The 23658-nt window shown below is 40.4% G+C and carries 8 protein-coding genes; all 8 read left to right on the forward strand.

The features are described from left to right. Positions 1 to 143 precede the first annotated feature (143 nt). The 8 genes from AB1467_05970 to AB1467_06005 all read left to right on the forward strand — a co-directional run bounded on the left by AB1467_05970 (position 144) and on the right by AB1467_06005 (position 23652). Complete coding sequence (locus tag AB1467_05970; GenBank protein ID MEW6295805.1) at positions 144 to 7781, forward strand: hypothetical protein; 7638 nt, start codon at positions 144 to 146, stop codon at positions 7779 to 7781. Between the two features lie 13 nt (positions 7782 to 7794). Next, entirely contained in the window at positions 7795 to 14415 is a 6621-nt protein-coding gene (locus tag AB1467_05975; protein ID MEW6295806.1) for a hypothetical protein, read from the forward strand. Positions 14416 to 14500: 85 nt separating this feature from the next. Further along, complete coding sequence (locus AB1467_05980; GenBank protein MEW6295807.1) at positions 14501 to 21904, forward strand: carboxypeptidase-like regulatory domain-containing protein; 7404 nt, start codon at positions 14501 to 14503, stop codon at positions 21902 to 21904. Between the two features lie 51 nt (positions 21905 to 21955). Continuing rightward, the gene (locus AB1467_05985; protein ID MEW6295808.1) at positions 21956 to 22378 is read left to right on the forward strand and encodes a hypothetical protein; all 423 of its coding nucleotides are present in this window, start codon (positions 21956 to 21958) and stop codon (positions 22376 to 22378) included. Between the two features lie 33 nt (positions 22379 to 22411). Beyond that, positions 22412 to 22726 (forward strand): hypothetical protein, encoded by a 315-nt coding sequence (locus tag AB1467_05990; protein MEW6295809.1) that lies wholly within the window; start codon positions 22412 to 22414, stop codon positions 22724 to 22726. 201 nt (positions 22727 to 22927) lie between these two features. Then, positions 22928 to 23134, forward strand: coding sequence for a hypothetical protein (locus AB1467_05995; protein ID MEW6295810.1), 207 nt, complete (start codon positions 22928 to 22930; stop codon positions 23132 to 23134). 13 nt (positions 23135 to 23147) lie between these two features. Continuing rightward, on the forward strand, positions 23148 to 23318 hold the full coding sequence (locus AB1467_06000) for a hypothetical protein (protein ID MEW6295811.1): 171 nt from the start codon (positions 23148 to 23150) through the stop codon (positions 23316 to 23318). 85 nt (positions 23319 to 23403) lie between these two features. Next, a complete protein-coding gene (locus AB1467_06005) occupies positions 23404 to 23652 on the forward strand; it encodes a hypothetical protein (protein MEW6295812.1) in 249 nt (82 codons plus the stop codon). Positions 23653 to 23658 lie beyond the last annotated feature (6 nt).

Raw genomic sequence — 23658 nt, forward strand, 5'->3', positions numbered from 1 at the left:
TGCTAATTGACTTTTTTTGGTTGTTTTTAAGGTTTTTGCGCCTGGACTGGAGTTAATTATATAAAGAAATAAATACATTATTTCAATTGGAAATTAATTTATTCAGGAATTAATGCAGTTTTCGGGAATGTGAGGAATAAGCAATGGGGTTGAAGGAATTCTACCACAGCATTGAAGACGCTTACTATGGGTTAATGGACCAACTGGACAGGGCGGGAATTCCAGTATACAAAATAATTGACGCAATCGAAGCAAAAAACATTCCGTCATTTCCGTTCTTCTTATTGTTTGTAATAATAGTGCTGTGCGGCCTCTACTTCTTTGTTGCAGTCCCAATGCTTGGGCCTTCAATGAATTCTTTTTCCTTGGTTGTGGCAAGCGACAAAGGCCCAATAGAAAATGCTGTAGTGAAACTCCAGGTTGACGACAACATTACAACCTATGTTACTGACGACAAAGGAAAGGTCTCCCTCACAATAACCAAAGGCAAAGGATTCCAGCTGACAATATCAAAAGAAGGATTTGAAGAAAAAACGCAGACCTTCAGCGCAAACGAATCAGGAGCAACAATCACATTAAAGGGCCAGACAAAAACAGTTACTGTAAGGCTGCTCAAGGCAGGGACAAGCGAAATAATAAGCCAGGACGTAAGCGTTTCATTCTATTGTTCAGGCAACTCCGATTATTATAAAACTGAAACATCAAGCGACGGAGTAATAGAATTAGCTGATGTTCCATATGACTGCGGGACAATCACAGCAGACTCAAGGGAGTTAAGCTGTACAGACTGCAGTTTTGACTCAAGTGACAGCAGTTCCTCAATCTACTTGCAAGAGGAAGAGCAAGGAAAAGGCACTGTAACATTAAGCGTGCAGGACGAAAACCTGGAGCCAATAGCAGGAATTATTGCAAGGATTATTCCAAACAATGGGAGCACAACAGAGGAAACGAGGTGTACAACAACAGGAACAGGCGCGTGCACTGCAAGCAATGTGCCTTTCGGGGAATACTATTTCACTCTGACAGACAGCAGCGAAAAATATGAGTTCTATGATTCTTCTCTGAAAAACAATTTCATTACAGTCAATTCTTCAAACACTAACGCTTACTTAAGCACCATAACATTAGGCGAAAAGGTTGTAGGCCAAATAAAAGTAAAAATAATTGATGATTCAACAAAAGAAGCAGTTAATGGAGCTGAAGTGAAATTATTCAAGGACGGAAAAGAGCTGTACACAAAAAATTCAGGTGAAGACGGGATTGTAGTATTTAATGTAAGCGAAAATGTTTCCTACTTCCTTACAGTGAATCATGTTGATTACTTGATTCCTGGCCCGTTGGCAGGAATAAAGCCGAGCGATGAAACAAGAGAAATAGAATTAAGCAGGGCTGACTCAACAAACAGCCAGCGGATTGAAGTTCAAGTATTGGACGAAAAAGAAGAGCCAGTAGAGAACGCAAAAGTATTCCTGAAGGACGCTGACAGGCCTTCAGTGATAATAGGCCAAATGCTTGTAACAGGGGTAGATGGAAGAACCCAATTCGAGAGAGTGAAAGAAGGAAGGTATTTAGTTTACGCGGAAAAAACAGGGTTCAAAGGAAAAAATTCCGATGAAATAGTTACAGTAAAACCAAGGCAGCCTGCCTCTACAATAGTTAACTTGACAATAGGCCAGGGCACAATAGAATTAAAGGTATTGAACGAAGAACAGCAGGGCATTCAGGGGGCAACAATCAAAGTAATGGACTACTTTACAGGCACAGAAATTGCAACAGAGCTTACAGACACGCAGGGAGAAAAAACATTGACTTTAAGGGCAGACAAGAAAGTTTACTTGATTGCAAGCGAAAGCACCAAAGCAGATTATACTACAACCCCAATCCAGTTATTCCAGGGCGCCCAAAGCAATACGATAACCATGGTGGACCAAAGCAATGCAAAAAACTTCAAGGTATTATTGAACGGAATTTATGGTATGGATGAACAGGCAGTAAGCGAAGGACAGGGAGAAACAGCAACAGTGCTTGACTCAGGCCAAAGCTTTAAAGTGAAATTGCAATTAATCCTGCCTAATGCATCCTACTCAAGCGCTGGAATACATTTAAGGACTGGAGCAGACACAGAAAACCAGGATAACATAATGGAGCAGGACGACTTATACTTAAAGGATATTACTGCACCAAATGCAAGGATAATTAAAGGAACTTCCTTCAATCCTTCAAACGGTTACTCGATAGACTCGCAGCATTTAACTTCAGGGAACTCTAAATGGGCTAATGTAATTTTTTCTAATCCGAGAGCAGGCGTAATTGAAGCAGAAGGCGTAATTCAATTAAGGGGAAGCCCTGCAAGCACTCAAATGAATCTGGCTTACAGGGGCTGGGCAGTATCAGGCGGAACATACTTAAGGGACCCTTACGATTCAGAACTAAAAGAATCTGAAAGCACTGCAACAAAACAGTCCTTGTACGCAAAAGCAAAATACGAGCCAATAAGAACTGGAAGCTCTTCACTCTGCACTGAGAAGTTCTGCTACTGGTTCAGGATAACAGACCAGAGCACTGGAGTGCAGACAACTGTATCGGACAGCATGCCTGCAGAAATGTCCAATTCCTATCAACTTGAATTCAATTTAATAAGCTTGAGCGAACAGAAATTCTATGAAGTCTCATTAAGCATTGCAAATGACAGCCAAGGAATTGAGTTTAAGAATTTTAATATCGCGGGAGAAAACAAGAATTTAAAGGCATCAAAGATTTTGAAGCCTTTGGGTGAAATAAGCAAAGGAGAAAAGATTTCAGGGACAATAGAATTCACTACAAAAAAAGAAGGGGTAAACAAGATAGACTTCGGCTTGAGCGCCAAAACCTCTCTTGGAACAGAAAAAGCATTCTTTAAGTCAATCAAAATTGACGTGCAGGCAGCAGGGGAATTCGAATTACAGGTTGTGCCTGCAGTACTAGTTTCATTAATACAGAATGATATAATAGTGAAGGCAGTTGATTTGTTAGACGGAAGCCCTGTAAGCGATGCCACCATAAAAGTAATGAAAAACAATAATAATTTGTTTTCAGGGACAACAAATTCGGATGGAATTTACTCTTTCTCTCTTGAGCCAATGAGCACGGGAACAAAGGTTTCAATAACTGGAAACAAGATAGGATTCAAGGAAGCGGAAAAAGAGCTTACGACAACAGAACAGGTCCTGCTTGTAAGCCCTGAAAGCATTAGCGAGAGCTTCAATGCAGCAAAAGATGTAACCATAAAAAGAGACCTTATATTAAGGAACACAACTGAAGTGCCTTTGACTGTAAGGGCAATTGAATTCAGCGACGACTTCAGGAAAATGGTGAACTTAAATTTAAGCGACGGAATAATAGGCCAGGAAATGACAAGCAGCGTGGATTACAACACATTGCTCTCAATGAGGATGACCCCTGCAGGAAGAAATATTGAAGAATTAACTGAATTGAACGGAAAAATAATTATCACGCTGGAAAGCATCCAGATTGGAAGGCAGTGGGCGCAGGAAATCCCATTAAACATTACAATAGGATTAGGGAATGAAGTAGATGACCCTTCATGTTTAAGCATAAGCCCTAATGAATGGAGCATTTCAATTGAAGGAGGAAAAATTAAAACAAAATCTTTTGCCCTGGCAAACAACTGCAAGGTTGAAGGAAAACCCCTTGAATTAAAGAGGCTGCAGGCAAGGATTGCATGGGAGAACGGCAATGAGACAGGAACATTCACTTCAAAGCTTGAGGGAAGCTCACTGCAGTTAGGCACAAGCTGGAAACAAATTTCAGGAACATTAAAGCCTTCAAGAGGGGACGGAACAGGAATAGAAATCCAGTTCAAGGCAGACGACATAAGCTCTGGAACTGGAGAACCAAAAATTGAATTCAAGGCAGAGAACAGGACACAGCAAGGCATTGAAGAATTAAGCACTTCAATTAAAACAAGCCTTAACGTAAGCAAATTAACAGAATGCGTGCAGGTAATTCCCACAGGGCAGCTGAGAGTAGAATTAGGGCCATACAATTTAGGTTACGGCCTTTACCCGCAGCAATTCGGGTACAATCCTTATCAGCAAGCACCATACTATTACCAGCAATACAATTCATTTTATCCGGGCACATCATACGGAGGATACGGAAACAACCCTAATGTAGTAATGTACCCAGAGCAATTAAACCAAAGATATCCTTACTCTTATTTCTCAGAGCCATTAACCAATTCATTCTATTACGACAACCAGTACAATTATGCTTTCCTGCCGCCGAATTCTGGAAGAAACAATTTCAGAGTGCAGAACAACTGCTCTAATACAGTGCAGGTAAGCATTGAGCCAGACCAGGCACTAGGAGTATCAAAGAATACCTTGACATTAGAGCCAGGCAAAGACGAGCAAATAAATGTTTACTCGACATTATACGCAGGAAATTACGGCATAATAGTAAGAGCGCAATTAAAGGATTCAACAGAAGGCAAAGCAGACATCACAAGAATTCCAGTACTGGTGGAATCAGAATACTTCAGGGATTACAGGGATTGCATCTTCCTCAACAAAAGAACATTCCAATTCAATGACTTCATAGCAAAGCCCGACACAGGAATAATATTCAACAAATGCTATGACGTGGGAGTAAGGCTGAATTATGACTCAATTGGAATCACTTGGGGCTGGAACTACAGCAATACTCCAGGCAACACTGGCAGCAACCAGCCATCGCAGCAATCAATATCTGTAACGCCAGGAATAATAAAAGACATAAGAGTGCTTGAACTCCTTGAAAAGCCAGGGCCAGACAACAAGATAATACAGCAATTAGAATTCGAAATGATTAAAGACATAGAAAAAAGCTACAGGAATGACATACTGGAAAAATTCAAGGCAATAGATGCAACAAAAACGCCTATTACAGAAATAGGAATATACAGGGCAAAAATAACAGCAGGATACTATGAGGTTGAAGCACCTGCCAATCTCTCAGTGAAATTCATCAACAGGGTAGGCGCAAGCGATTCATTAAATTTTAACATAACAATAGAAGACAAGTGGGCTGCCCTTCCATTGATATCAGAAGAAATTAATTTCGGTGACCCAGCCATAACAAAATTCCAGAGCTGCATTAACGGCGATGCCTTAAATGTAAAAAATTACTGGGCGGGAAGAGGAAACGAAGGCTGCCTTGAAGAAAACCAATTCATTAATGATATTTACGAGCACGAATCGGACACTAAAGTAATGAAAATTGCCAAGCAAGGAGGCTGCGGGAGCGTTGACAGTTTAAGCCAGATAAGCCCGCAGACCTACACCGACTCTGCAAGCGGGCTAAAATTAACATTCCAGACAGTAGACGGAGGCCACAACATAAAGCTTAGAGTGGACAAAAGCAATATGACAACACAAGAAGCAACAATTAACACTACAATCTACGCAAACCTTACAAGAATGACCCCTTCAGGAAACCAGAAAGTATATATTCCAGTCAACGTGTGCGTGAAATTGAAGGAAGCCCCTCCAATTGCCTTGACGCCTGAAGAAAAGATATGCAAGGCAAAAATAGTGAGCCCGGAAGGGCTTTCATTGGAAGAATTGAAAAAGAAGATAGAGGAATTGTGCGCCAGCCTTCCGGCAGAAGGAAAGCAGAAAGTGGAGGACGCATTGAAAGCACTCTTATCCAAAGAAGAGAAATGCGATGAAGGCACTACAGGAAAAGGCGCTTCAATAAAATACGGTTTCGACAAATTAAGCTTTACGTGGAATCCGGAAAAGATAGACGGGCAGTTCTGTTACGGCAGCTTCTGCGATGCAGCGCAGAACTCCATTGCCTCAGTGAAGAAACTAGAGGAAATCAAGAAATTCATTTCAGGAAAAGAAACAGAATTAACTGCAGCATGCGAAAAAGAAAAAACGTTCTTGCCAATTGGGGGAACTATTCATATTGAAAGCACGGCATGCAATAATAAGGATGCAGCCAATCTTTACAGGTTCGCAGTAAGCCAGGCAAGAGTTGTTGATAAAATCACGGCAAACGAATTGGTGTTCTTTACAGGAGAAGACGGAATAATTGAGGGAAGCAAAATTGATTCCTCCGACGAGTACATCAAGACAATGGCAAGCAATGTACTTAAATTTGACACTATGGCAAATGTCATTGAATCAACGCAGAATATCCTGAACGTCCTAAAAGATAAAACTGGCGGAAAAACGGACAGCATTGTAATGGAAATAAATTATAACGATGCAACAAAGCAGTACTACGCCAGCCACTTCGTGCCATTGGGAATAGAAGACCTGCAAGGGTTCACGCAAAAGAAGTATGTGATGACATTCAATGAATTCTCTGCATTCCACAAGGCATTAAAGGCAGTAATTGACGGAAAAATAGCGTGCAACAGCACAACAACCACAAACTGCTACAGTCCAGACAAAAAGAATTATTATATTTCAGGTCTGACAGCGCCAGTAACAGCAGAATTCCTGAGGTCATTGTACAACAACCTTTCATTCAAGAACGGAATAAGGAATGCGCCTGAATTAAGCAGTGAAGAAATACAGACAATACTGAAGGAAGGAAAATTGAAGGTCACAACAAGCGAAATTAATTCAATTGACAAGTTTGAAAAAATGTACAAAGAAAACATTGACTCAAATGTCCTGCTGATGAAGGACTCTTACACCAATGACTTCAAGGAAGACTTCTTGATTTCTTACTCAAAAATTGGGACAGAAAAATTAGACCAGTTCGACAGCGATTGGAGCTTTATTTTAGGGAACAACATGCAGGCAAGCGTTGAAGCAGGAAGATACGAGCAGGTGATAAATTATAATTGGGAGACAAAGAAAGTGAGTGTAAAACTTACTCAGCAAGAAAATCTTGAACAGATGGATAAGAGGACAGGAAACAGCTACAAAGACAATTACTTCTTCTCATTGCCATTCGACGGAAAACTTGGGTTAGTAAACACCACTTACTCAAGAGACGGCTACGGAGTAGGCTATGGCACATTGAATGCCTCATTCTATGTAAACAAAGATGAGGGCAATGTGAACACCTACAATGTAACAGCAGAAAAAACAACAGGAAGCAGCAATGGATTAATGAAGTTTAATGCGGATTTAAGGCAGAAATTCGAGCAGACAAGAAATGGAACAGTGCTTTCAGTTGACGGCACTGCAGGCAAATTTGAATTCACTCCCTCTACTCCAATCATTGTTTCAGCAGAATTAAATGCTTCAACAGCAGAAAAGAGGGGAATGCTGTATGAATTGGAAATGAATTCAAAGGAATTAGGCATAGCAGACGAAACTAATCTGACAAACATTTTCAGCTGGACTTCATGCTCCGGAAGTCCAAAGAATGACTCAAAAACAAAAATGAATGCACTGGAATCAAAAGCAGGCACTGTAGAGCATTACGGCTTGATTGAAAACCCGGGCAGTGCAATAACTTATGCTTCTTTATCATTCATGCCTTCAAGCTCGAATTACTTCATGGTGTACCAGTTGTTCAAGAACGTGAAGAACTTCACTGTATTCCACTCCTATAATGAAAGCACTGGGAAATTCACTGAATCTGTTTTAAGCGAGTCAAGCAAGAGGGTTGGAAAAAGCGATGTAACAGGCGCTACAATCCAGGGAGAAAACATAAAAGAATGGGTTAACAGAATAGAAAAAAGCCATGTGTGCGTCAAGCCTTTGAGCCAAGGAATTGAATTAAGCTGGAATAAAGCAAAACTGCTGGAGGAAGCAGGAACACAGTGCAAGTGAACGGTGAAAGAAAATGGGAGTAACAGACTTTTATTACGCGCTCGAAGACAAATACTATGATTTAATGGACAGGATTGACCGGGTCATCCCAATACACAAGATAATTGAGCCAATAGACAAGGTCTTCCCCTCATTCATTCTGTTCATTATAATTATCCTGCTTCTCATAGGCTCAGGGATTTACTTGGCATTAGGAGGACTGCCAGGAAAAGACGTGCAATTAACATTCCATGTAACAGACCAGAGCAGAAGCAGCCTGAACGCAATAAGCATTAGCGCAACACATGATTCAAAAACCGAAAGCCTTACAACAGACATGACAGGAAAAACAATGCCCTTGACAGTGAAAGCAGACACAATTGTTTCATACGAGATAGATGAAAGCTCCTACGAAAAATTAAGCGATTCAATTAAAGTCGAAGAAAACAAGACATTAACGCTCACCCTTTCGCCGAAACAGGCATTCCTTGAAGGCACGACAAGGAAGATAAGATTGTACGACAAAGACAACACAAGCGAATTAATTACTGGAACATTGTTTCACATTTCCTTCAGCTGCAATAATGATTCAGCTATTTCCCCTGACAGCCTTGACACAAGCAATGGCAGAACTGAAGTGACAGAGCCTTCTGACTGCGATGGATTGAGCGCTACAATAACAGGCGTAGGCTATAAAACAGAAAACTCTGTTTTCCTGGACCAAGAAACAAACAATATTTACCTTACAAGATTAGGCGACCAGAAAGCCTTGCTTACAGTGGAAACCTATTTTGAGGGAAGCCCAGTAGACGACATCTGGGTTGGAATATACGAGGACAGGGAATTAGGCCCAATAGACGAAGGCTATACTTACGGCGGCCAGAAATCCTTTGATTTGTACACAGGAAAAAGCTATTACATTAAAGTCTACGATGAAGCAGATATCTACAAGGAACAATGGCAGAGCGTTTACTTTACAGGAGAAGACACTGCAAGAATTGATTTGCAGAAAATTTCAGAAACAGGCATATTCATAACAATCCGCGTCATAGATGAAGACACAAGAAAAGGAGTGAAAGACGCAAAGGTAACCTTATTCAAAGGAAAGGACGAAATAAAGGAATTGAGTACATCAATTGACAGCAATTATACAGTGAAATTCAATGTAAGCAATAATGAAGCGGAATACTATGCTTTCGTGGACCAAGAGGATTATTTAATCAAAAAATTGAACGGCCTTAAGGCAGGAGGCAATTATACTGCTGAATTAGAGAAGTTTACTGGAGATAATGCTGCAACCCTTAAAGTAAAGGTAATAGACCAGGACGGAAAGCCTGTCAGGAACGCAAGAGTGGCATTGTACGACGAAGAAAAGTCTCTTGCAGGAAACGATGAATCAATAACAGACTTGAACGGAATGGCTGAATTCACGCGCGTCCTGAACGGCAACTATTATGCTTTTGCATTCAAAGGCACAATTTCAGGCTGGAGCGACTTATTCAATTTCGATAAAAGGCTTGCTGAATCCATTGAGCCAATAGTAACAATGGTTATCCCTGACGGAAGCATTAAATTGATTGTAAGGGACAACCAAGGAGAGCCAATGCAGTTCGCTACAGTGGAATTCATTGACGCCTTTGACGGAAAAACAATTGCAACAAAACCTATTGAAGACGTTAATGGAATAATTACTTTCAGTGCAAGGGCAGACAAGAGCGTTTACTTCAAGGTGAGAAAAGAAGGAATGGCATCATACCACAGCATTGTGTTCCAGCTGCAGCCTAAAACAATACAGGAAATACAAGTTAAAATGAATCCTGAACTGATAAGCGGGGACATAAAAATTGAATGGATTGGAGTGACAAGAAAGGATGCAGAAGTAGAAGCATTAAGCGAGACAGACACTCCCGCGCTCTCAGCAAATGAAACATACAAGGCCAAATTAATGATAAGGATTCCAAAAAACAAGAATTATTCTGAGGCAGGAATTCACTTCAGGCTGGGGGAAGACATTTTCATGGAGAACGACCTCCTTTACATAAAGGAAGTGTATGACTCTGAAGCAGTAATAAAGAAGTTCACCAGATACACTGGAAACAATGTGAAAGAGGACTTGAAGAGCATGACCTCCTCTGACGCCAAATGGGCCAATATTGTGTGGGTGAAGCCTGAAACTGGAGACCATCAAATTGAAGTGGAATTCACTGTGAAAGAAAATGCCTTCATAGGGCAGCAGCTGACCTTCAGTTACAGGGCCTGGGCAAAAGAAGGCGGAAGACATGAAAGGGACCCAGTTGACAATACCCTACAAGCAGGAAACGAATTGTATGCTGCAGTAAAAGAAAGAATTTACACTGTGGGAAGCAATACCTTGTGCGACGACCAGTTCTGCTTTACTGCATCAATTGAAGACCTGAAGGAAGGACTGGCAAAGAACGTAATTGAATCTTATACTGCAAAAATTTTCAGGAAATACGAATTGAAGTTCGACATAATGAACAACAGCAAGGAATTCATCCATTACCCTGAAGCCTTTATCTCGCTTGAAAACAGCAATGAAGCAATAAAATTCACTCACTATACGATAAGGAACGCAGAAAACAGCCCTGTAAGCAGTTTCCTGAATGACTTCAAAATAGAAAAAATTAATTTAGGCGAATTCAAGCCTGCAACCCACGTTACAGCAACAATAGAATTCGAGACAGTAAAGCCTGCAACAGGAAGCATTGACATTACAATAATTTCAAGGAAAGAAATAAAATTCACTAAAAACATTTCAATTGAAGTTGAAGCCCCAAAAGAATTTGAAGTAGAATGGAAGCCTAAACTGATTCCTTCAGGGATAAGCAAAGACATCACCTTCACAGTAAAGGACAAGGCAGAAGGAATTGAAGTAGAGAATGCTTCAGTTAAAATAAAAGACAGGTTTGGAGACATCATAAGCAATGTAGCCTTCACGAACAGGATAGGAGAAGCAATAGTAACAATTCCAGGGCAGGCACCGCAAAGCAAATTAAAGGCAGTAATAGAAAAAGAAGAATACAAGACACTAGAGCAAGAGCTCATAACAGACGGAAACGTAATTGAATTCAATCCGAAAAGATTAGGAATTGCATTGAACACCAAAAAAATGCCTTCAACCCAAAGCAATTTCACAATAAAGAATTTATTAGAAGACTTAAGCTTAACAGTAAGCTCTCTCACAGTAACAGGAGACCTGAAAGGCCTGCTTGACACTCAGGCAATGAACTCATACTTAAAAGTAAATTACGAGGGAACTTCACTTGATTCAGGAGAAGAAAAAGAATTCAAGTTGAAGTCAATTTTGAGCAAGGCAGGAATGGAATGGCCTCAAAGAGAAGACCTGTCAGGAAACTTGGAGGTAACAGCAAGCAATTCTGGGTCTAATTGGGTATTTAAATTGCCGTTAAAGATAAGCATTGGAATTGGAGGGGAAGCAGACAATCCTGCGTGCCTGAGCCTGACAACAAAAGAATGGACTGACTTCAGCGAAGGAAGCCCTAAAACAATACAATTCAATATTGAAAACTCGTGCACAATAAACGGAAAGCCCATAAGCTTAAACAACCTTGAAGCACGAGTAGAATGGAAAAGCAATCATATTGGAACATACACAATAACAATAGGAAGCAATACTGTAGACTTAAGAAGCGCTTACTACAGGAGATTATTGGACAGAATGGATGAAGGCACAATAAGCGGCACCCTCACCTTTACCCCTAACGGCGGAGCAAACGGAATAGCCCAAGCAGAAATTTCAGTGAGGGCATTCAATCCATTGGACGGAAAAGACCAGATACTGGAAGACAGCACTTCAACGCAAATTTCAGTGCTCAACCTTGCTGACTGCATTAAGTTCAGCGAAGACGAATTGGAAATACCGCCGGAAAGCAAGTTTGACTCACTAAAAATAGAAACATTAAACTGTGGTTCAGATGTCCACTTCACCTTAAAATCAGACTTAAGGCTGAGCAAAAAAGAATTCGATCTGAAAGCAACAGGCTCAGAGGAAATAAAGGTTGACGGGACGGGAGAACTGCCAGGCCAGTACAATATCCTTGTATCATTCCAGGGAAGCAGTTTAGTCTCAAAAAGGCCTTTAAAGAATATTTACGTCAGAGTGCTTGAACCAGCAAACGCCTGCATTAAGCTAAGCAACTACGAATTCAATGTATATGACGACCCAGCAGACCAATTTGATGGATACGACACTTTTAGGATATACAATGACTGCATTAAATCCTCTTACCCGGCAAAAATCAAGTTAAGCTGGGACGCAAAACTCTGGAACTCCATGAAAGACTCTTTCGTGGACAGCCTAATGTTCTTTGCAGCCCAAGGATTTTTACAAAAAGCTGGCTCTCAATTCGGGTTTGTAACTAAAATATTAGACTTCTTTGGATTAAAAGCAACAGGGAAAATTACAATGGCCTACCAGCCCCAGACAACTGTAACAAAAACTCCTGCAACAGGCATGAGCATTCTTTCTTCGATTAAAGACTTTTTTTCAGGGGGAAACTTAATTAATACTGCAATATTTTTCGTTGGAGACACTTTGTATAAGTATTTCTCGGAAGAGCCCTTGGAGCTTGTAATACCTGAGAGAAATACTGAGGTAATGGATTACAGGCTTTTCTTGGAGAAAGGACAGCTTGCGGGAGACACAGTGAAAGACATTCCTGAAACAAGAATTTCAATTGACCCAAGCAAAATTGCGCTGGCAGACAAATACTATGAATTCAAGGAAGGCAGCACAGAACAAAGAGAAGTATACGAAGCAAGGTTTGTGAACAAGACAGGATTTGTGCAGCCTGACGCTTTAAGCCCGCTGTACGACATGCTGAAGGTAACAAAAAAGAATTATGCTTACGACACAGAGTACACTACCTCGAATTTGGATAAATTCAGGTATTATTACAAGAACATGGATGTAATGACTGGAGCAGCAAATTTATTGGAAGTTGATGAAGGCCGCTCTACAACAACAGACAGCAAATTCCACGTGCAATTCAATTCATTCAATCCAAACGAACAAATCAGCATTTACAAGGGCCTGGATAACTGCGTCATAGGCAACATGACAGGAAAAACAGGAGCAGAGAATGCTCCAAAAATACAGCTCCTGTGGAGATGGAATTCTTTCATGAAAACAGCAGGGCAGGGAAAATATCCTTGCAGTGAAACAGAAAATTATTGCGATGCAACACAGTTCAGCATTGAACTCCTTGAAAGAATACACGAAATTAAAGGAATCATTGAATCATTGAACTTGAGCTGTGCCCCGGGAACAAGCGATTGCGCTCCATACACTACAGTAAGGCTGAATGACTTCATTAATTACACTGAACAGGCGAACGGAAAGGAATTGGACAAAACAAAAAAGCAGAGGCTGGCAGAAGTGCTGAACTTCAATGCTTACTTGATAAAAGACGGCTACAGCGCAGACTTCCAGAAAGACTTTGATTACTATGCAAAAAATGTAGCATTCTTTGAGACTCCCTCCTTTTACAGTGGGGGAGGATTAGACAAATACTTCTCTGACCCTGAGGCATTCAAGTTCGATTACTTTGGCGCCCCAAACAGCCCGATTAATGGCCCGGGAATTTACAGGATAACAATCTCAATTGAATTCAATGACAATTCATGGAAATTAATTAAAGAAGACAAAACAAATGCTGTAATAACAGTCAACATGAGCAAGACTAAGTCAGCTGAGCCTGACAGCCCGTTCTATTACATTCCATTTGACGGGCAAATAGGACTGACAACAGAAAACGGAAGAGTAGGCTATGGAACAAACTACGAGAACATAGAGGGCGGAGCAATAAATATTAATGACCCCATAAAAGGAGAAGGCCAAATAAATACAATCAATATTGCAAATGCAAACACAGTGCACAACCTGAAGACCTGGGTGAAAGACGACTTCAAGACAATGAACGTTGACGACAGGGGCATACTGCTCAAGCTTGAAAGAACAACAGACGAAACCTCTCTATATTACATTCCGTCAGACATGACTCCAGTATTAATGGAAACAGAAGACAAGGGCTCAGCAAATGTTTATTCCTTTTACAGCCTTGAAATGGGAACAGAAGTGCAAAGAAATATTGGGACCTTCCTGACAAAATGGAGTGGTATTGGAGCGAATTGCAAGGACTTCCTTGGAAGGAGCGTATTCAATTATTCTGAAACGCCTGACTTGAGCGCTTTAAGCAGCGAAGCAGAAGCAAACGCAATAATCCCGGGAGACAAGAAGGCATACTCTTATGGCTTGGTGTGGCCTGACCCTGTAAGGCAAGGGAAATTATACTTGGAGACAGTGTTCTTTACTCCAAAGGGGCAGGATTCAGTATTGAATATGGTGGCAAGCTCTGGAAGCACTACAACCAAATTCTATACCCCGAAAAGCGCAGGCAGCAAGGTAAGCTTAAATGGAGTAATGATTTCAAGCAAGCAGAGCATTGACTCAATAAATAAAATATTAGAATTAATGAAGGAAAGCAAGGTCTGCGTTGAAACCTCGGGAAGCTCGCAGGCATCATTCTTCTGGAACCCCAAGATAGCATTACAGCAGCTGGAAGGCTCAGGAACTTACAAGGCATTAAATACCGAGGAAAGCTGCATTAAATAAAACTAATTCTCTTCAAAGTAATAAAATTTAAATAAAGGTTAATACATTCTATTAATTAAAATTTAATTGTAGGAAATGTGTTCTAATGGGATTGAAAGAACTGTATTATTCAATAGAAGACAAATACTATAATGTGCTTGACGGAATAGAGAAGTTCTTTCCAATATACAAGATAATTGACCCAATAGACAAGGTCTTTCCGTCCTTTATCCTGTTCATTGTCATAGTCCTTGCATTAATAGGGTTTGTCTTAATTCCAGTTCTGGTGCCAGGGAATTCAAACGTAACAGTGAATTTCATTGACAGCGAAGGCAAAGCAAAGAATTTGGATGTAATTCTTACAGTGAAAGGCGAAACCTTAAGCAAAAATACAGGGGAAGAAGGCAGGATTGCGCTTGAAGTGCCATTAAACTCAAGCATTACAATTAAAGTGGAGAATGAAAATTATGAATCATACCAAAAAACAATTGAAGTGAAAGGAAAAGAATTCGCTTTCACAGTGCAACTGCAGAAAAAAGAGCTGTCTCCCCAGGCATTCACTCTAATATTCTCTTACAACGGACAGAAAATTACAGGAAAAGCAATTACTGTAAGGCTTTCCTGCGCAAACGGCTTTTCACTGCCCCAAAGCACTGTAAATGATCCAGAAAAAGACGGGGAGATTGAAGTAACAAAGCCGAATGAGTGCGATTTACTCACTGCCACAGCAAAAATTGGAGGATTCGAGGACAACACAAAAACATTGATTGAATCAGTTGAAACATTTGAGATGGAGGAAATAGCATCACAACTGCAGGACAAAGGAAAAATAACTGTTATAGCAACAAACGAGGAAGGAAAAAAAATTAATGGAGTAACTGTAACTCTGAGAGATGAATATGATTCATTTGAAGGCGAAGACCAGACAGCAAACGGCACTGTCACATTTGAGGAATTGGACGCAGGCACTTATTCTGTAACACTGCAGGACGACGCAAACGGAATCTACGAGACAAAAAGGGTTGAAGGAATAACTGTAAGCGCAGGCAAAGAAACAAAAGAGGCAGTTGAACTGCAAAGGAAAACATACACTATTACAGCAACAGCATTTGAAAAGAATTCAAGCAACAAGATTGCAAACGCAACAATAAATTTGAAGGATGCACTGGGAAAAATAATTGCATCAAAAACAACAGGAAGCAATGGCAGTCCTGTTTCATTCTCTTTTTCTGCTGGAGGCAATGAGCCGGCATTAATTGAAGCAAGGGCTGAAGGATTCCTGCCAGCAAGAAAAAGCATTAAGGGAGAAACGCAGGACGTAAGTTTGTACCTGGAAGCTGCAACGCCAGAGAACAGCGGGAAAGTCCATATACAGGTATTAGACAAAGACGGAAAAGTTGTAGAGAACGCAAGGGTAATGCTGATGGACGCAGAGACAAAAGGCCTTGCCCCGTATGAACCATTGCTTTCAAATTCTGACGGAAACGCTGACTACACAGGAATTGCGGCAGGACAATATTATGTTATTGCACAGAAAGGAAGGGCAGAAGGCAAAAGCGAAACAAAAGAAATTGACGTAGGGGAAGAAAATTATTTCACTGTAACAATAGACTTTGGCTTTACTGAAATAAGTTTTTATTTGGTGGACGAGGAAGGAACTGCCCTTACAGGGGCAGGAGGCTCAATTGAGATAAGGGATTCATTCGACTCCTCTTTAATGACAGAAATTCCAGTAAACCCTGAAGGCAAAACTTCAGCAAAACTTAAGGCTGACAGGACTGTGTATTTTATTGCAAAAAAGGAAGGATACGCGAAAAGGCAGACTGTTCCATTGGAATTAGTGAAAGACAAAAAGATTGAATTGAAGATTGAATTGAGAAAGCCGTGGATTGGAGAAAAGCCTGTAATCGAATTGAGAATGTTTGACTCAAAAGGAAATGAATTGCAAGCAAACACTTTAGAGCAAGAGCAGGAATACAATGCTGTGCTTACAGTAATCCTGCCCAAAAACGAATTAATAAAAAAGGCAGGATTGTTCTTCATGACAGGGAATGAAGTATTGGTTGAGAACGACAATATCTACATTAAAGGAGCGTCAGTTTCAGGGGCAGTAATATTCAAAGGGGGCTCATGGAACAAGGACGAATGGGCGAAAGACCAGAAGGCTCTCACCAATGACAATGCCAAATGGTTTACAGCCACCTGGGACAATGCTTCAAGCGGCATCTATGACGCTTTAGTAAGGATTAGAATAAAGAATGCTTCAATTGCAAGGGATGGCGACCTTGCCGGAGTGCACTACAATGCATGGTATTCTACTTCAAACAAGACTTTCAGGGAGCCAGAGGACTCAGCAGCAAAATTAGCCCTTTACGCCAAAACCCACGACCCAGAATTCTATATTGGGGGAACACCAAAATGCTACAATGACATCTGCATTTCAGAGCAGAAAATCCTGAATATTAAAAACGACATTTATGAATTGAAGCCGTTCAATTTAATGGTGAACGGCTCTTTCACCTATTCTTTCACTTTAACAAACCTTACAGACAAGGTGTACCAGAACGCTGAATTGCAAATAGAAAGCGATGAATTAATTGAATTCTCAGAATATGATGTTCAAGGAGACCAGGAAATAAAAGGCAACGCGCAAGGCAAAAACAGCATTCAGGGAGTTAGCGTAGGGGAATTCAGGAAATTCAAGGCAGTGAAAGTTAAAGCAAACTTTTCTACAAAAGATTTAGGGGCAACACAAATAAAGGTAAGATTGCTGGACACAGTGAGCAAGGAATATGTCTTCCAGGAAACATTGGGCCTTAAAATAAAATCATCAAACCAATTAAGGCTTTCAGTTGAACCTGAAGAAATCCACTCTTTTGTTGTTACGCCAGTAACTGCAACTATTACAGACGAGGAAGGCACAGAACAAAAAGGCGCAATTGTTACTGCAAAAAAGCAGTTAGGTTCAGGAGAAAAGCAGACAATAAAGCAAAGGCTTACGGACAACCTAGGCAAAGCTTTTTTCACTATACCTTCTTCTTCCCCTAAAACAAAAATAATAATTGAAGCAAGAAAATACGGCTTCGAGCCAGCAGTCCAGACAATAATAGTAGATGAAAATGTCTTGGGCATTGAGCCAAAAAAGATTGAAACAGAGCTTGACTCCATAGACGTAAAAGAAATAACAGTGCCCCTCACACTTACAAGCAGGATTGGAATTCCATTAGAAATAACGCAGGTAAAACTTACAGGGGAATTCAAAGGTTTATTGAGAAATACTCAAATGCAGAACTTTTTAGACCAATTCAGGAATGCCCCCTTAAATGCAATTGAACCATTAAAAGACAAGGAAATACAATTCAAGGCAGTAATAAACGAAGGCGCTGTAACAAAAGCAGAAACCCTTAAAGGAAACCTGCTGATTGAAGTGTACAGCGAGGACATGGATGCCTACTGGACTTTCGCTGTGCCCATAGCAATAAAAGTGAGCCCTGGCCCTGGGCTAGAGGAAAGGGACTGCCTTTCATTAGATTTAGTGAACTGGAACACTTATGCTGCGCCAGGAATAAAAGAGGAAGCGCCATTCTCGCTGTCCAATGAATGCGTTTCAGGGCAAAACAATACTCCAATACCATTAAAGAACCTGAGAGTGCAATTGAAACTGGATTCAGGGTCAAACCTTGCAGGGGTGTTCAGCATGAGCCTGAACTCAAACCTTATTTCATGGTCAAGCGAATTAAAGAACAATAAATGGAATAATGTTGCGGAAGAACTCAGGGACGAAGCCACTTACGGGGTATTAAACGGAACAATAAGCTTTACCCCGTTCTTTAATTCAGTGAAAGAACTGCAGGAAAAAGCAACAATAATATTTGAAGCAGAAGCCTTAACAGAAAACGGAACAGAAAAAATAACAAAAGAAATGAAGGCAGACATAAAGGTATTGAATTTAAAGCAATGCATTTCCTTTGACCCGGAGGAAATAGAATTCGAGGACAGAGAAATGAGCAAAAACCTTACAGTAAAAAACAATTGCTCTGACACAATAAATTTAAGATTGTGCAAGGATGACGACGGCTGCGGCACAGGCTCGGAGAGAATAAAATTCTCAGGCTATTATCCCAGTGAACCAGAACTCTCAATTGACCCTAATTCAAGCAAGGCATTAACAATAAAAAGAGAGGCAAGCACTCCTTTAGGGGCATACGGAATAAAGTTTGAAGCAAAAAAATCAGGGGACTCAGGCTTATTCTATACAGAGATAAGCAGGGTGAAAGTGAACCTGAAAGGAAAATACTACTTTGAAGACCCATTCCTCACACTGAACAATTTCAAGGCAAACACAGTTCTCAAAAGCAATATTGTAGGGCCTGGAAGCTTTGGGGTTTTCTCTGACCACAACCCAGTGCTTGACTTAAGCTGGGAAGAAAAACTAAAATTCCTGAAACGCTGGGGAATAAATTACCCTAACCCAAACCCCGGCATTTGCTCTCAGGCATTAAATGCATACAAGCAAAAGTATGAGGGAACAGGTAAGACAACAAACAGCACTCTTTTTTTGGAAGAAATATTAAAGGACAAAAAAAAGAGAAAAAATACTGCAGAATTTAGTACAGCAAAATTTGTTGCTCCAGTTGTCGTTGCAGCAATAATTGCAGCTGCAGTTGCAGTGGTTACTGCAGTTATTGAAGCTTGGGGCAATGACATTTATGATGGAATAGCAAAATCTTTGGGGGGCGGAACAAAATTTAATTTGGAAGGATTTTTTGTGCCGTGGTATAACGGCTGCAACCAGTATAATAATAAAATGGTTTTTGTGCCTGAAAACGAGGCAAAACAAGACGTAAGAATAAATACCAAAGCAATGGACCTCGCAGTAAACCCCTATGATTTAAGCGGAGACAGATACTACTATAAAGCCGGGGCATATTACAGCCTGAGCTCGCACCTGACGGGAGAAATGAAATTTGAATGGACTATTTCATGCCTCACAGGATATGAATTAATTGAAAGCCCTGTAATAGACCAGACACACCACGGAAAAAGGTGCGATGCACCAATAGATTACAGCATCAACAACACAAATGACGCTGTGACCTTTACCCTTACATGCCATGGAAAAGCATTCCGCAAGGTGTGGTGGACTCAAGAGACATGGATTGCGTGCAGGCAGAAGCCTGAAATGTGGGACGAAAAAGGAAGGATTCCAGTGCAGTTCACTTTAGATGATGCGCAATTAAAGAAAGAAATCGAAAAAGGAAAGCCTGTTTACGTGCAATTCAATTTGATTCCAAATTCTACTCTATATGGAACAGGCACCCAAATCAGGGCAGGAAAAATGAGGATTGAATTATCCAATCCAGTGAGAGAAGAACTGCCTAAGATTGACTTGGGGAGAGAGGCCTGCTCTTCGACTTTAAGGGAGGGAAGGAATGGCTCAAATGCAGTTCCAAGAATTGGTCTGGCGAAAGGTATTGGATGGAAATTTGGAGAAATAAAATACAATTCATGCGACCAGGACAACCAAAATTACATTTACTGCGATTCAGCGCAATTTAGTATAGAGTTGCTTGAAAGAATAGAAAAGGTAAGGGAATGGCTTAAAGCAAACAATGAATCCTTCAGCTGCCCCAAAAACCAGGCAAACATTATTGCAAACCAGCAGAAATACTACTCTGAAATTACTGGAGGAGAAGAATTAAGCGGGGAAGTTCCCAGCGGAAGCATTGGATTAAGTGATTTCAGTGTGAGCGCAGCAACAATGTCTAATGGAATTCCAACCACAAACGCAATAGTGGAAGTGCAGAATAACACAGGAGCAATACAGGACGTGAACGCAATAATTTCAATTGCCAATCCTTCAATAAATTTCAGCCAGCAATGCAAGAAAGAAATTAACGGCATTCTCTCAGCAGGAACTGTATACGAAGGTGAAGAGGTTGAAGGAGTAGATGGAGCGAACTGCAATTTCGAGAACCTTCCTGTAAGCGACGAGAATTACACTGCAAAAGTGCAGTTGCAGTCAAATGCCCCAATGAATCCTTCAGCAGCAGAAATTAAATTCAAGATAAGGCAGTCAGAGAAAGTGGAAGAAGCAGGGTGCTGGTTTGGAGGAGGCAGCACTGTAAAGAAGGGAGGCTACTTTATTCCTGATATCTGGCTTAACAAGAATGGTTTACTTGGGGAGAGCGTTACACAGGAGACAATAAATTGGACTGAAGACATAAAGAACCTGGAAGACCTAAAGAAGATGACCCACTTCAATGCTTATTTGATCAAAGATGGGTTCAGCGAAGACTTCCAGAAAGACTTCCATGAATATTTTACTAAAACCAATTTCGCTGACACTCCCTCTTGGTACTATAATGACACATCTGATAATTTAGGGGCATATTTCCCTGACCCAAATCTTTTCAGTTATACAATAGAGGATTCAAGCGACTTAAAAGAATTGAATGAGCCTGGCCTGCATCAGGTGGACATAGAAATAAGCTTTAATGACGGGTGGAAGTTCTTTGACAGCCAAGGAAACCCTAATGGAGCAATAAATATTGCACTGCACAAAATAAAAGACGAAGAACCAAAATCTGCTTTCTATTACCTGCCCTTTGACGGAGAAATTGGATTAAAGGGAGACAATTACGATAGGCAAGGCTATGGAACAGCTTACAGTAACAACTTGATTGACATAGTGAATGAGCCTATAACGCAAATCCACACGCATTCTTCAGAGGGCTCAAATGCTTTAATGTCATTGGACATACAAAAGAATAATTCAATACAGCAATTGAATTCGGATTTAAGCCAGAGGGGAAATCTTTTAAGCATAAACAGTTTAAGCGGCAATTCAATGCAATTAACCTTCAGCCCCTCAATTGCAACCCCTGTCCTATTCAAGGCAACAGCAAAACAGACTTCACAGCTGAAGGCATTCTATAAATTATTATACCAGGAGAATGCAGCAGAAGCAGAGGACACACTAGGATTATGGGCTGGAGCAAGAAACCAGAAATGCCTTGACTTGGATGGAACCCCATTATATGTCTTAAGCAAGCCTGATTCCCGCGCAGGACAGGAGGACACAAGAATCGGGGTAAGCCTGAAGAATTATAAAGTGCAATGGGACACTGTAACAAAAGTTGGAAGCACATGGTATACTTCCCTCTTTTTCACTCCGCCCGGAGAAAATTATATTTTGAGCTCTACATCCCCATTGGACCAGATGAAGTTTTACACTCTTCAAAGCAAGGGAATACAGGTTTCATTGAATGGTGTGCCAGGGCTTTCATCTAACAGCGAGACATCAAAGATTAATTCGATTGCAAGGGCACTGCAGTTAGTTAAAGAAGGCAAGGCGTGCATTGCAGACAATGGCTTGGATGTAGATTTATGGTGGGATGAAAAGTCATTGTATGAAGCAAAGGGAAGCGACGGAAAAAGCATATGGGATTTAGAGCAAGGGCTTTCCCCTAACGCGCAAGGAGAATTCAGCTGCATTGGCGGTTCTTGATTCCTAAGCCATAAAATATTTATAGGGGAAGGGACTAATTTTAATTGCATTATGATTGAATTGATTTTGTTTGTATTATTCAGCTTCAACACAATAACAGAATTCTTGAGTGACATGAATTTAGTGCTGAAAGTTTTAGTATTAATAACTGTTGGAAGGTTTGTAATGGAGCATGTGGGAACAGGCCCATTGGGAATCATACTGATTGCAGGGGTGTTTATTTTCGTTTTCGGTGAATTATGGTGGCTTTTCGGGGGAGTGTATCTTCTTTATATGCTTTTGATGGCAGGCATAAGCGGTATAATAATTGACTTCATATTTGTTGGAGGAATGCATGGAGGCGGAGCAGAGATAACACCAGAAGATAACAGGGCAAGAGAGGCAGCCCATATAAGGCAGGAAGCAATGGAGACAGCAAAGCATGCTGCAAGAGGCATGGCCTACAAGATGACAAGAGGCAGGATAGGGCGCTAAAAAATTTTTTTTGGCACGGAAAGTGAAAAAAAAATGAATGAGAAAGGCAATTTGCTCATATTCGGGCTTCTTTTATTCCTTGTTGTGGCAATACTGCCAGCAATAGCAATGATGGTTTCGCCCATAGCCAAAATAATAATTCAGGTAATACTCTTTCTTTCAATTTACATGCTTGTGAGAAGCTATATGGGTTCAGGGGTCTTAACATTAATAGTTACAGGGGTAATGGGATATATTCTGGTCATAAAATACCCTGAATTCACTGCAGGCATATGGGTTCTCTCAATCATAGTAATGCTTGGGGCAGGTGGCGTCATAATCTGGGGGCTTTCACTCTTCAGGCGCTGAGAAAAGCTTTAAGTTATACATAAATTTATATATTATTTTCTACATAATTCCTTAATGTTTTTGCAGTTTTTAGGGCACCTACTTTCATTTGATTTAGTGTGGATTATCCAATTCATTTTCCTTAATCTGCACTGGGCCTTTCTTTTTATTCTGGCTGTTTTTGTTTTCTGGGAGAAAAATATTTTAATGTATTTTGTTTTGTTGGTTATATCAATATGGTCTCAAATATATTTTACTGATTCAATAGGTTGGGTTTGGGTTTCAGCAGCATTTCTAGCCGCCTTTGTACTCACAAGAATGTTTGTGGTAATTTTTGCTGCTTCAATCCCTTCTTTAGAAAAAAAACTCCCCCTAGTTTTTATCCTTCATTTTTGGGCCCTAATAATTGTAATGAATTTAATTTTATAACAGTGATTAAAAAATGTCTTTGTTGAAAAAAATTGTCAATTCAATTGCAATCTCTTTAATTGTGTTTTTTTCCCTTGTTTATCTTATGGAGGGGGGAATTCTTATTGCACCGCAGTTAATGGACTGGAAGGTTTTCCTTTCTATTTCAGCTTATGTTTTTACTGCGTTAATTTTGATTGAATAAAATCCAAAAAAATCAAGTATAAGGCAATTATTTAAATTCTGTTAACGCATTAAATTATTGTGTTGCTTTAATTGGAAGGGATTAGATGAACGGAATAATTTTGTCTTTGGAGGCGAATATCTGGATTGCAGTAAGCCTTTTCGTTTTAGTGTTCATTTACGCGTGGGCCAAAGAGCAATTAGGTTCTGCAAAGCTGGCAATAATTTTTGCTGCAATAATTGTATACCTTACATTCTTCCAGTACCCTGAGCTCGTATGGATTGGAGTAATACTGTTCTTGTTCGCAACATTCGGGAAAGAGCTCTTTGACAAGATACAGTTCTTCAAAAAATAGGTGGAA

The organism is Candidatus Diapherotrites archaeon (assembly GCA_040755695.1).
GTDB lineage: Archaea > Iainarchaeota > Iainarchaeia > Iainarchaeales > 1-14-0-10-31-34 > JBFMAK01.